The following is an 11,320-nucleotide window of genomic DNA, read 5'->3' on the forward strand; positions in this document are numbered from 1 at the left end:
ATTGCGATGCATGCTGCGCTGGGATTGGCGGCAAGTTATCGATAACGATGAACAGTCACGATTCGTTAATAAACGGAAATCGGCGGGAATTTAGCTATGTGACTGACGGCGCGATGGTGGCGATTCGAAATATTGTGCGCCATGAGGCGAAGCAGCCTCCCCGCCCCGGCAAGCCCGTTTTGGGCGACATGCGCCAGTTTTATGCATGTCGTTCTCCCAAAACCGCTGCGCACTTTTGGGCGACATGCATTGGACTCAGCTTCCGAGCGCTTTGAGCCAGCCTTCAAAGGACGGGGCCTTGTCGTGTTCAGCAAGCGAGACAGACTGGGCGAGGCGCGGCAACGCCACGGAACTTCGGACTTCGCGGGGGCTGTAACCGAATTCCTTGCTGAATGCCCGGCTGAAATTGGCCGCCGAGCTAAACCCGACAGCTTCCGCAATATCAACAATGCGCCGGCTGTCCGCCGGATCGCCAAGCGCAGCATGGGCTGCCAGAAGTCGGCGACTTTGTATGTAGTGGAGGACACCACCGCTCGGTTCGAACAACTGATAGAGACGGGAGCGCGAGACACCGAGCGCCCGGCACATTGAATCCGGCGTCAGATGAGCCGCATCCAGATTGTTGTGGACGTATCGACGCGCTCGCTCCATCAGCGCGACACTCACCAATTGTTCGGTGGCTGCTGCATGTTCCGCTTGGGGCGAGAGGCAGGCAATGATCATGCTGCGTGTTGCGTGCACGATACGAGGCAGATCGTCAGCCGTGAGACTGGGCAGTCTTGCCTCTATGCTGTTGAGGTAGTCGAGCAAGAGGTTGGCAAAGTTGCCGGACAGAATTGAATTGTTCTTTGCGTCCAGGGTTCCCGTCGCATCGGCGAACAAATCGCGCGGCAAATAGAGAAAGAGGCTTTCGGATTCCGTTGTCCTGCCGCGAAACGGGTAGCCAAGCGATCTGATCTCCAATTTGCCCGGCTGGTTTTCCGCAACGCGGCGATCGACCTCCGTCCACGACCGGCCAGTACGTGGCGAAGCGATATACCAATGATCGATCGAGCTGGACCGAAGCTTAGCGGCGGAGCGCACATAGCTATGCGCCGGTGCGCGCTGTTGAACGATCAGCATGCCGCCGAAGTTCCAAGCCGTATGGTCGGCGGGAAAGCCGTCGTCGAGCGATTTGTCATCCGGCAACCTGACCTCGACAAGCGGTGCCACATGCGCCTGCCAGGCGGTGAATTGGTCCTTCGGCGCCAGTTCGCGCGTTGAAAATGGCAAAGGTTCGAGCGCCGGCGCAAGTGAAGTGACAACCTCATTTTGAGGTTGCGCTTCGCGCGGCCAACGACGTCGATCGCGCTCCGGCACCTGCCTCGCGCTCGCCTCGTCCTGCTTCTTCGCATCCATCGCAGGGTACCTATCCGAATCCGGTATACCCATGCGCCCACGTCAATCATGTGGTGTACCACAGGCACTTGGCAAGACTGGCGGAACCCAAGTCCACAGAAGCGGCCATCATCACGCAGGATTACGGTAAGAAATGCATTCCGAGACAAGTTTATGGATGTGACGATAACGACACTCTTCAACCTGGTGCGTATAGAATCCGGCATCGTGAAAGCGTAGTTGAGGAGGCTATGAGATGAACGCGAAGCTCAAAGCGGAAGCTCGCCGCAAGATCATTCTTGACGGGTACTTTAACAACGAACCCTTGAAAGATATCGCGGCCAGGATCGGGTGCTCTCTGGCGAGTTTAAAGGTCAGCGCCAGTAAGCTCGGCTGCACCAGGACCCCGAAGGAGGCGGCCGCATTTCGACGCGGCTTTCGCGTCCCCGAAGAAAAGCGGCGAGATTACTATCAGTTGATGATTGCCGGGCAGTACAAGGCTCGCGAGTGCGCGCAGATCTTGGGGTTATTGACAATGCAGCTGCCGGGGCCCGAGTAGTCGTATGACAATACTGTTGCCGATATTGTTACTCGGGCATTTCATCGCCTCGGCGATTCCCCAGTAAAAGCCCGCCGCGAGCACGGGCGGCGGGCCCTCAAAGGTTCGCTCAAATGCCGCGTCGGCACTTCAATCACACCTGCTTCAGCCCGCACGATCTGGCTATTTGCGAACGCGTCTTCGATCAGGTCTGCGCGGATGAACATCTCGACCCTTTGGGGCCGGACACGGAAATTCTGGCGGAGATGGTTGTGGCCATCTTTCGAAATGTCCACACCACCGAGCGTGAACTGCTGGAGGTGGTCAGGTCCCGATGGCAAAAGGTCGCTGGAACCGCGCACTAGTGCAATTCCAGGAAAAGTGCGCAGCGGCTTTCCGTCCGGAATTGCGTCAATCTCGCTATCGCCTGAAGAGCTTGATGCTTATTTCAGCGAAAACGCCGCGCGGAATTCCTTCGTGTTGTTTCGGTTGGGATAGGCCTCGTCGGGCACGGGAACGCCGAGATGGGCGCAGAGCGGCTCCCAGCCGTCGCCCAGCCGGTGGACCAGCAGGCGCTCGCGCGGCACGGTCGCCATGACGGCGGCGACATTGGCTTCATAGACGGCAATCGCATGTGCGCGGTCATGCGGCTGGCCGGCGAACACCTGGCTGGCGATCAGGGTAAGGCCGAGCGCATCCTGGTCCTCGATCTGGCCGATGCCGGCCAGGATGGTTTTCTCGAAACTCTCCCACCAGCTTTCCGGCGAGCGCCAGGTGAGGATGACGCGGGCGTCCGGATAGGCCTTGATCAGCTCGGGCCAATAGTGCGCCGACGGCCAGTCCATGCAGGAATTGTACCCCGAGAACAGCGCGTTCCAGTCGGGCGCGGCCCCTTTCGCCAGCGCGCGCCACAGTCGCTTCTGCTCCTCCTTGGCCATGACTTCGGACATGTGGTGGCAGGGGCCGAAGCCGAGGATCGTCAGCGCCTCGCGCATCGAATCCGTTCCCGTCCGGCCAAAGCCCGTGCCGATGACCCTGATCGACATTTTCGCCCCTCCCCGTTCAGACCAAAGCGTGTCAGGTGCCGGCGGTCATCATCAGCAACCGGTTGCCCTCCGGATCGGCGCAGGCCAGCGTGCCGCCCGCCTCGGCGAAGGGCACGCCCGCCTGGCCGAGCCGCCCCGCCACCGCGGCCAGCTCGTCGGCGCCTGCGAGCACGACCGTAAAGCGCTCCAACCCGCCAGCGCCGGGTGGCGGTTCCCGCAATTCGTCGCGCGCCCAGATGTTGAAGGCGACCATGTGCGGGCGCCGGTCGGTGCCGCAGTCGAACAGGCCGAAGGATCTCGACTGGATGTGCGGCCGAAAGCCAAGCACATCGACATAGAACGTCATCAGCGTTTCGGGAGAACGGGCGCGCATATGGATATGGCCGATGAAAGCGTTCGCCGGCAGCCGTGGCTCGACATGGCCGGAATTGCCGAGATCGCGCAGCAAGGCGCCCACATCCAGCGGCTCAAGCCCGGAATGCGCGCTGCCGTCCGTGGCGATCAGCGAGACGCGACCGTCCGCCGTCTCCACCCTGCTGGCGAGGCGTTCGGGCGTGTCGAAGCAGAGCTCGATGCCGTTGCCCGACGGATCGGAGACGTAAAGCGATTCCGAGATCAAATGGTCCTGGGCGCTGTATCTGAGGCCGGAGGCCTTGAGCCTCGCGGCGGCGTGGGCGAGGTCGCGGCGCGTCACGACATGGATGGCGACATGGAAGAGATCGCGCGCCTTCTGCGGCAGCACGAACTGAGCGCCCTCATGCAGCACGATCAGCGCCTTGCCGTCGACGCCAAGCCCGGCCACCGCGTCATCCTCGCCAAGCAGCGCGAGCCCGACCGCATCGCGCCAGACGGGCAAGGCAGCCGCGATGTTGACCACCCTCAGGTGAACCGGCCCGAGATGCGTGGCGCCCGCCAGCAGTCCTTCGTTCATGGGGAAATATTAGCTGTGAATGATATGGCTGTCTTGGGGAAAGGCAGTAGGGCAGTAGGAGAATCAGGGATCAAGGAGACAGGCTGCGCCACGTGATGCCGAGGCGTGGCCGCTGCCCTACTGCCGCCGATGTACCGTCACAAAGGACAGGATGCGGTAAGCGACCGAAAGTTCGGCGGTCCATTCGATCTTGGGTGGCCTTCCGGCGGAAAACGAACAAGAATGGAAGCCGCCGCCGCGCCGCACGATGGCGGGCAGAATGCAGGAGGAGATGCGAATGGACGAGCCCGATCGCTGGCGTCACATGTCGAGCGCGCCGAGGGATGGCAGCCGGATCCTGGTCACCGTGCGGCCGACCGAGCAGGGACCGGCCGAGGTCGACATGGCTTATTGGTCGCGCGCCGACCAGCATGGCGAAGAAGGCTGGCGCTCCTCCGATTCCCAGCCGGGCCGCGTGGTCGAATATGCCGAGCCGGAACTGAAATGCTGGATGCCGCTGCCCACCGCCGGCCGCGGCTCGCTGCCGAGCCCGTGGGAGGGCGACGAGGTGCTGGACGGATCGGGGATTTAGCGGCGACCGACCCTTCTCCCCTTGTGGGAAAGGGGGAGCCCTACCCCACCTCCACTAGCACCTCACCCGCCTCGACCTTGGCCGGATAGGTGCGCAGGTTGATGCACGGCGGCAGGCGCTTGGCCGCCCCCGTACGGTAGTCGAAGGCGCCAGCGTGCTTCGGGCATTCGACCTCGTAGTCCATCACCAGCCCGTCGGCGATGTGGACCGCCTCGTGCGTGCAGAGTCCGTCGGTGCAGAACACCTCGTCGTCGGGCGAGCGGAAAACGGCGTAGGTCCTGCCGCCATGGTCGAAACGGCGGGCGCCTTCTTGTTCGATGTCGTCGAGGCCGCAGGCCCTGATCCAGCTGGTCATTTTCTCCCCTGTAAAATTCGATCGCGGCGGGCCTCCGGGACGGCCGGATTGCCGCCCCGGGGCCAGTCCTGGGATCAGTTCTTGTTCATGTACTCGGCAGCGTTCGCCGGCGTGACCAGCTCGAACGGCACGTAGACGACGCGGTCGACCTTGTCGCCCTTGGCGAGCGCGAGCGCGGCATCGACGCCGCCGCCGCCTTGCCCGTTGGCGTTCTGGAACACCGTTACCGCAAGGTCACCCGCCTTCATCGCCTGCAGCCCGTCCTGCGTGGCGTCGATGCCGCCGACGACGACATTCTTCATGTCGATGCCGTTGGCCTTCAGCGCCAGGATGGCGCCGATGGCGGATTCGTCATTGTTGGCGATGACGGCATCCGGCGCCTGGCCGGCGGTCAGCCAGTTGGTCATCAGGTTCTGCGCATTGTCGCGCGACCATTCCGACGACTGCTTGTCGATCACCTTGATGAAGTTGCACATGTCGGTGGAAAAGATCTGCTCGACGTCCTTGGTGCGCTGGAGCGCGGCCTGGTGCACCAGGCTGCCCATGACGATGTAGGCGTTGGCGCCTGCCGACTTGCCCTTGGCGCGCAGCATCTTGCAGACCTCGAAGGCTTCCAGCGTGCCGGACTCGACCTCGTTCGAGCCGACATAGACCTGCTTCTCGGGCAGCTTGGCCATGTCGGTCGGCTCGAGGTTGACGAAGACCAGCGGGATGCCGGCCTTGGCGGCCTCTTCGCTCAGCGTCTTGGAGGCATTGGTGTCGACCAGTGTGACGATGATGGCGTCGACGCCGCTGGCGATGAAGTTCTTCACCTGGTCGAGCTGCTTGGCGACGTCGTTCTGCGCATCCTCGACCTGGATGTCGGCGCCCATTTCCTTGGCGCGGGCCTGCATGCCGTTCCTCAGCAGAGTCTGGAAATTGTTGTCGAAATTGACGATCGAGACGCCGATCTTGGCGGCGAAGGCGTTTGCCGGCATCGCGATCAGTGCGGCGAGCGCCGTCGAGAGCAGAAGTTTCTTCACGGGTTTCCTCCCTTTGCGGATGGAGTGCCGGCTCACCCCTCTTCTGTTCTTCCGGCCCTTGCGGGATGGCTTGGGTGGATGGCCAAAGGCCATCTCACCTGGCATTCACCGGGCATCATTTGGCGGCAGCGTTGGCGCGCGCCTTCTTCTTCTCGTAGCGGGCCTGCATGCGGGCCTCGCCGTCCTTGCTGCCGTCGTGGAAGGTGCCGAGCCAGCGGTCGAACGGGATCAGGCCGTCGCCGTAGTTCACCTCGAAATACTTGTGGTGCAGATAGTGGATGTAGGCGTGGCTATCGACGCTCGTGTTCTCGCCAAGCTCGACCTTGTCGAAGCCGACATGGCCAGGGATAGCGCCGAAGCCGGCGTAGTGGAGCTGGTAGAGCGCAAGCAGCGGATTCGACGGGATGACCAGGTGCCAGAGCGCGACGCCGAGATAGCCGAACTGCTCCACCGGATGCATTGACAGCGACGACCAGGGCGACGGGTTCACCGAATTGTGGTGCACCGAATGCACCCATTTGTAGAGCAGCGGCCAATGGATCGCCCGGTGCAGCAGGTAGAAGTGCGTCTCGTGGATGATCGGCACCAGCAATGCCAGGCAGAACAGGTAGACCGGGTGTTCGGCAACGGTCAGCCACGGCACATAACCGTTGGCGTAGGAGTAGAGGATCGCGACCTCGATCGTGGTCCAGATCGGCATGCCGGTGCCGAAGGTGCGCAGCATGTTGTCGAGGTTCTGGTTCTCGAAGAAGAAGGCCTTGCTCTTCTGTTCCGATGGCCATTTGCCGTTGTATTTGAAGCGGTTGCCCTGGGCTCTCAAAATGTAGAGTCGAAGCTCGAAGACGCCGAAGAAGACGAGCAGCGCCGCGCAGTTGACGATGAACAGACGCAGGATCCAGCCGACGGAGAGCGTCTTCATCACCACGGCGTCGGGCAGCACGAAATGCCACCACGCCACGGCCGAGAGCGCGAATAGAACATTGTAGGGCAGGAAATAGCTCGGCAGCCATTTCAGTAAGGCGAGCGGGCGCGGCGGGAAGACGAAGAGCGGCGCGGTCCCGGCCGGTTCGTTCGGAGCCCAGTCGCCCCTTTTGTTGCGCGTGCCGTATTGCAGGTCGTCCATGGCTGATCTCACAGGGATTGAGAGAGAGTGAGGAAGCGGTCGTAGGCGGCATCGTCCATGTCCACCTGGTGCTTCGCTTCCGGGTAGGCGCCTCCGGCAACGTCGCGGCCGAAGGCGCGGAAGGCGGCGATGCGCTTTTCCTGCAGCTCGGCCTCCAGCGTGACGAAGTCGGCATAGCGCTTGGCGTGGCGCGGATAGTGACCGGCATGGGTGCCGAGCACATCGCAGGAGAACAGGTACTGCGTGTCGCATGCGCTGCCGCAGCCCATGCCCATGGTGATCAGCGGGGTCGAGCGGGTGATGTGCTCGGCGAGCCTGACCGGCACCACTTCGACCTCAATGCAGGCGGCCCCGGCATTCTCGATGTCCTTTGCCGCGCGCAGGACCTTGAAGGCCTCTTCCGCCGTGCGGCCGACGGCGCGGAAATTCGTCCAGGTGGCGCGGTTCGGCACCAGGCCGACATGGCCGGTGACCGGGATGCCCTCCTCAGCCATAGCCTCGATGAAGCGCGGCGAATGCGAGCAATAGACCGCATCGGCGCCGCGCTTCATCATGGTAAAGCCGAGCCGCACCGCCTCATCCGGCGAGGCGACCGCGCCATGCGGCATGCCGACGGAGAGGAAGGCGAAGGGTGCCGCCTGGCGGATCAATTCCAGATTGTGGTCGGGTTCGCAGGAGAGGATGACGATGTCGCAGGCCACCGCGGCGGAAGCCTCGGCCGGCGTGTCGACATGCAGCTGCAGCCATTTCCGGCTGCCCTTGGCGCTCTGCAAATCGTAGGCCGTCAATCTTCTCGCCACGTGATGTCCTCCCGTTTGTGTCGGGATAACACCGCGACCGGCGGAGCGCCGCTCGTTCCTTGATCAAATCAGATCAAAGGTTCTCGGCGGTGAAGGTGACGAAGCGGATCGGCGGGTTGTCGACCGGCAGGTCGTGCAGGTTCAGCGCCGCCAGCACAAGGTCGATGGCGCGCCTGGCCTGCGCCTCCGGCGCCTGGTCGAGCACGACGTCCATCGTGCCGTCGCGCAAGGCGCGCGTGCTGCGTTCGGTTAGTTCGTGGCCGACGAAGAAGATTTCGCGGCCGCGCGGGTGGCGCCGCAGCACCTCGTTCAGCGCCGTGTTGGCGCCGCCGGCATTGTAGAGGCCGGCAAGGTCCGGCCAGCGCTTCAGCGACTCGTGCAGTTGCTCGGCGTTGCGGTCGCCGTCGTCGAAACCGAACAGCGCCGCCACCGGCTCGAACTCGCCGCCGGCCTCGATGAGATAGTCGAAGAAGCCGCGAACCCGGTCGCGGTGGACGCGGTAGATATGGCTGTGGCAGACGGCGGCCACCTTGCCCGGCTGCCGCTGCATGCGCGCCATCAGCAGGCCGGCCATGCGGCCGGCGGCGTAGTTGTCGATGCCGACATAGGTGCTCCTGGTGCCGGAGATCTGGGTGACGATCTGCACGGTCGGGATGTTTTCCGCCTCGAGCTTGCGCAAGGCGGCGCTCACCAGCGGATGGTCGGGCACTGCGAGGATGAGGGCTGCTCGGCGCATCTCCGGATCGAGGATGCGCGCGGCGATCGCCGCCGGGTTCGATTCGTCGAGGAAGGTGCGGTGGACGGCAATGGTTCGGTCGAGCGTCGCGGCGATGCGCTCGAAGGCGCGCGACAGCCGCGCGAAGAAGGTGGCGTCCGGCCTGACCAGGATCACCTCGATGCGGATGACGCCGCGATGCGCCTCGGGCAGGCGGCGCGGATAGTCGAGTGAGCGTGCCGCCGCGACCACCTTCTCGACGGTCGCCGGGCGCACCCCGCCCCTGCCGTTCAGCACGCGCTCGACGGTCGCGGTGCCGACGCCGGCGCGGCGGGCGATCTCGAGGAAGGTGGGTTTTGGAATAGGCAGGCTCCCGGCAGCAGCGACGCGCAGCCTAATCCTTCTGCCTTTGCGGGAGAAGGTGCCGTCCCATCAGCAAATGCTAATTGACAGCCCATTGGAAACGGCGCTGATTGGCGCTCGCAGAAATTGCGCCAGACGGGCGATTTCGACCCCGTCGGGCATCACCCTCGGGAGGGCCTGAAATGCCAACGGTCATCGGCCATCACAACATCACGAAAGGCGCCAAGCACTGGCTGACATCGCCGAAGCGTAAGGAGATTTTCGCCCCGCTCGGGATCACCAACATCCGCACATTCGTCGATCCGCAGAACCCGAACAGGGTGGCTGTGATGATGGACGTCCCCGACATGGACAAGCTTGCGGCGCTGATGCAGAGTAAAGCAGCCGCCGATGCCATGGAGTTTGACGGTGTCGTACCGGAATCGCTGGTGATCCTGGTAGAAGAAAAGGGATAGCCGGGGCGCTGGCTTCGGGCGGCGCGCTCAACGAAGCAAGCTGGATCAGGCGAGATAGGTCCGGCATAGCCGCATATGGCGTCGGATGCCTTTCGGTCGAAAATCGAGCCGAAACAAAGAATTATATGCTAGCCTCGCGAGCAATCGAATGCACCGCGAGGGACGGCAATGCTGGAAACGGACAAAGTGTTTGCCGGCTCTGTTCCGGAAAACTACGACCGCCATATGGTGCCACTGATCTTCGAGCCCTACGCAGCGGACCTAGCAGGGCGGGCAGCGTCCCTGTCGCCCGGCGCGGTTCTGGAAACCGCCGCGGGAACCGGGGTTGTCACCCGCGCACTGGCGCCAAAACTGTCTCCCGCCACCACCTATGTCGTGACCGACCTCAACCAGCCGATGCTCGACCACGCCGCCTCGCGGCAAGCTCCCGACAGCCGCATCACATGGCGCCAGGCGGATGCGCTGGGGCTGCCGTTTGAAGATGCCGCCTTCGATCTCGTCTGCTGCCAGTTCGGCGCGATGTTCTTTCCCGACCGCACGGCCGGCTACCGCGAAGCCAGGCGGGTCCTGAAACCCGGAGGGCGTTTCCTGTTCAACGTCTGGGATCGCATTGAGGAGAATGTCTTTGCCGATGATGTGACCAATGCCCTGGCAATGATTTTCCCGGACGACCCACCGCGATTCCTGGCGCGCACGCCGCACGGCTACCACGACAAGGCGCTGATCCGTCGAGAGCTGGAGGACGCGGGTTTCTCGCACGTGGTGATCGAGACGAGGGCCGAGCAAAGCCGTGCAGCCTCGCCGCGCCTTCCGGCCGTCGCCTATTGCCAGGGAACGCTGCTTCGCAATGAGATCGTGGCCAGGGACGCGGGGAAACTGCAGGCCGCGACCGACTACGCCGAAGCCATGATCAAGGACAAGCACGGCAGCGGCGCGGTTGCCGCCAAGATCCAGGCGCATGTGATTGTGGCTGTGGCGTAGGGGGAAGCGCCCTCCTTCTCCATGCGGCCCTTTTCGACCGCACTGGAACTTTTTGCATGGCTAATGTTTTCTTAACCGCGCGCTCGCAGTCTCGACGGGGGCGCGTTGCAATGGCCTTGCGAAAACGTCTGCTTGGGAGGCGTCATGCCAATTCGTCGAAAAGCTCAGGACGCGGGTATTTTCGATCCATCCGAACTGGCTTTGCTGGCAAGGGTCTTCGAACGGCTGAAGCTTGAAAGCGATTCGCCTGACCGCCTCGAGGGCCTGGCGTCCCGCATCCTTGCCAACTACATGGCCGGCATCAGCGACGAGGAAGAACTTCTCTCGCTGTCGAAGCAACCGCTGGGACGATAGGCCTGTCGAGGCGCGCCCGGCTATCGGGGCATCTTCTCCCGCGCCCCGAACCGCAACCCATCCATCAACAGCTTGACCAGCCGCCCCGAGCGATCGCGCCAGTCGGGCGTGTTGGGCGCGGAGTAGATGCCGCCGAGCGCATGCAGCACATCGGAGGCATCGACGTCGGCGCGGATCGTTCCCGCAGCAACCGCCGCCTCGACCAGGCCACGCAGCGCCTGCGAGACACGCCCGGACGTATCGGAGAACAGCGTCGAGTTGGTGGTGAGCAGGAGGCGCAGGCTGGTCGCCAGGCCGCGCTTGGTGGCGATGTAATCGACGAAGCGCTGCATCCAGAGCTCCAGCGCGACATCGGGCAGATGCAGGCCTGCAAGCTCGTCGGCGGCCTGGCAGAGCCCCTCCACTTCGCGGCGGTAGACCACCTCGACCAGATGTTCGCGGGTCGGGAAATGCCGGTAGAGCGTGCCGATGCCGACCCCTGCCCGTTTCGCGATCTCCTCAAGCGAGGCATCGACACCGGCCTCGGCGAAAGCCTGCGCCGCGACCTCGACCAGCCTGTCGCGGTTGCGCTGGGCGTCGGCGCGCAACGGCTTTGGCGCCGGCGCGGCGGGCTTTTCGGCGGTCGTTGACGGCTGGTCGGACAGTTTTTTCTCCACACTCACAATATGGGGCTTGAACCCGGCCGGGTC

At 63.4% G+C, this 11,320-nt stretch carries 15 protein-coding genes; 6 read left to right on the forward strand and 9 right to left on the reverse strand.

Going from position 1 to position 11,320, the window contains the following annotated elements; genetic code table 11:
* Positions 1-255 precede the first annotated feature (255 nt).
* Positions 256-1,398 carry a helix-turn-helix domain-containing protein gene (locus tag JG743_RS21940; protein ID WP_202292836.1) on the reverse strand — a complete coding sequence of 381 codons (1,143 nt, stop codon included), beginning with the start codon at positions 1,396-1,398 and terminating at the stop codon, positions 256-258.
* A 235-nt stretch (positions 1,399-1,633) separates the two neighbouring features.
* Here JG743_RS21940 and JG743_RS21945 point away from each other — a divergent pair, with 235 nt between their 5' ends.
* Together JG743_RS21945 and JG743_RS21950 are read left to right on the forward strand one after the other, a co-directional pair.
* Positions 1,634-1,936 carry a hypothetical protein gene (locus JG743_RS21945; RefSeq protein ID WP_127391386.1) on the forward strand — a complete coding sequence of 101 codons (303 nt, stop codon included), beginning with the start codon at positions 1,634-1,636 and terminating at the stop codon, positions 1,934-1,936.
* Between the two features lie 113 nt (positions 1,937-2,049).
* Positions 2,050-2,280, forward strand: coding sequence for a hypothetical protein (locus JG743_RS21950; RefSeq protein ID WP_202292837.1), 231 nt, complete (start codon positions 2,050-2,052; stop codon positions 2,278-2,280).
* Between the two features lie 78 nt (positions 2,281-2,358).
* On the opposite strand, the gene JG743_RS21955 is transcribed toward JG743_RS21950, so the two are convergent.
* Both JG743_RS21955 and JG743_RS21960 read right to left on the reverse strand, forming a co-directional pair.
* Positions 2,359-2,961, reverse strand: a complete 603-nt coding sequence (locus tag JG743_RS21955) for a sulfotransferase family protein (protein WP_202292838.1) — start codon at positions 2,959-2,961, stop codon at positions 2,359-2,361.
* 31 nt (positions 2,962-2,992) lie between these two features.
* Positions 2,993-3,892, reverse strand: coding sequence for a VOC family protein (locus JG743_RS21960; RefSeq protein WP_202292839.1), 900 nt, complete (start codon positions 3,890-3,892; stop codon positions 2,993-2,995).
* A 277-nt stretch (positions 3,893-4,169) separates the two neighbouring features.
* Here JG743_RS21960 and JG743_RS21965 point away from each other — a divergent pair, with 277 nt between their 5' ends.
* The gene (locus JG743_RS21965; RefSeq protein WP_202292840.1) at positions 4,170-4,463 is read left to right on the forward strand and encodes a hypothetical protein; all 294 of its coding nucleotides are present in this window, start codon (positions 4,170-4,172) and stop codon (positions 4,461-4,463) included.
* Between the two features lie 40 nt (positions 4,464-4,503).
* Here the strand turns inward: JG743_RS21965 and JG743_RS21970 are convergent, their stop codons facing one another.
* From JG743_RS21970 to JG743_RS21990, 5 genes are all read right to left on the reverse strand, one after another.
* Positions 4,504-4,818: a MocE family 2Fe-2S type ferredoxin gene (locus JG743_RS21970; RefSeq protein WP_202292841.1), complete on the reverse strand. Its 315-nt coding sequence runs from the start codon at positions 4,816-4,818 to the stop codon at positions 4,504-4,506.
* A gap of 74 nt (positions 4,819-4,892) precedes the next feature.
* Positions 4,893-5,840, reverse strand: a complete 948-nt coding sequence (locus JG743_RS21975; protein ID WP_202292842.1) for a substrate-binding domain-containing protein — start codon at positions 5,838-5,840, stop codon at positions 4,893-4,895.
* Positions 5,841-5,955: 115 nt separating this feature from the next.
* A complete protein-coding gene (locus tag JG743_RS21980; RefSeq protein ID WP_202292843.1) occupies positions 5,956-6,963 on the reverse strand; it encodes a sterol desaturase family protein in 1,008 nt (335 codons plus the stop codon).
* Between the two features lie 8 nt (positions 6,964-6,971).
* Positions 6,972-7,751, reverse strand: a complete 780-nt coding sequence (locus JG743_RS21985) for a 3-methyl-2-oxobutanoate hydroxymethyltransferase (RefSeq protein ID WP_244672857.1) — start codon at positions 7,749-7,751, stop codon at positions 6,972-6,974.
* 85 nt (positions 7,752-7,836) lie between these two features.
* Positions 7,837-8,841 carry a LacI family DNA-binding transcriptional regulator gene (locus JG743_RS21990; protein ID WP_202302824.1) on the reverse strand — a complete coding sequence of 335 codons (1,005 nt, stop codon included), beginning with the start codon at positions 8,839-8,841 and terminating at the stop codon, positions 7,837-7,839.
* 182 nt (positions 8,842-9,023) lie between these two features.
* Here JG743_RS21990 and JG743_RS21995 point away from each other — a divergent pair, with 182 nt between their 5' ends.
* From JG743_RS21995 to JG743_RS22005, 3 genes are all read left to right on the forward strand, one after another.
* Entirely contained in the window at positions 9,024-9,296 is a 273-nt protein-coding gene (locus JG743_RS21995; RefSeq protein WP_202292845.1) for a hypothetical protein, read from the forward strand.
* 168 nt (positions 9,297-9,464) lie between these two features.
* Positions 9,465-10,277: a class I SAM-dependent methyltransferase gene (locus JG743_RS22000; protein ID WP_202292846.1), complete on the forward strand. Its 813-nt coding sequence runs from the start codon at positions 9,465-9,467 to the stop codon at positions 10,275-10,277.
* A gap of 144 nt (positions 10,278-10,421) precedes the next feature.
* Complete coding sequence (locus JG743_RS22005) at positions 10,422-10,631, forward strand: hypothetical protein (RefSeq protein ID WP_202292847.1); 210 nt, start codon at positions 10,422-10,424, stop codon at positions 10,629-10,631.
* 20 nt (positions 10,632-10,651) lie between these two features.
* Here the strand turns inward: JG743_RS22005 and JG743_RS22010 are convergent, their stop codons facing one another.
* Entirely contained in the window at positions 10,652-11,287 is a 636-nt protein-coding gene (locus tag JG743_RS22010; protein ID WP_202302826.1) for a TetR/AcrR family transcriptional regulator, read from the reverse strand.
* Positions 11,288-11,320 lie beyond the last annotated feature (33 nt).

The organism is Mesorhizobium sp. 131-2-1 (assembly GCF_016756535.1).
Taxonomy (GTDB): domain Bacteria; phylum Pseudomonadota; class Alphaproteobacteria; order Rhizobiales; family Rhizobiaceae; genus Mesorhizobium.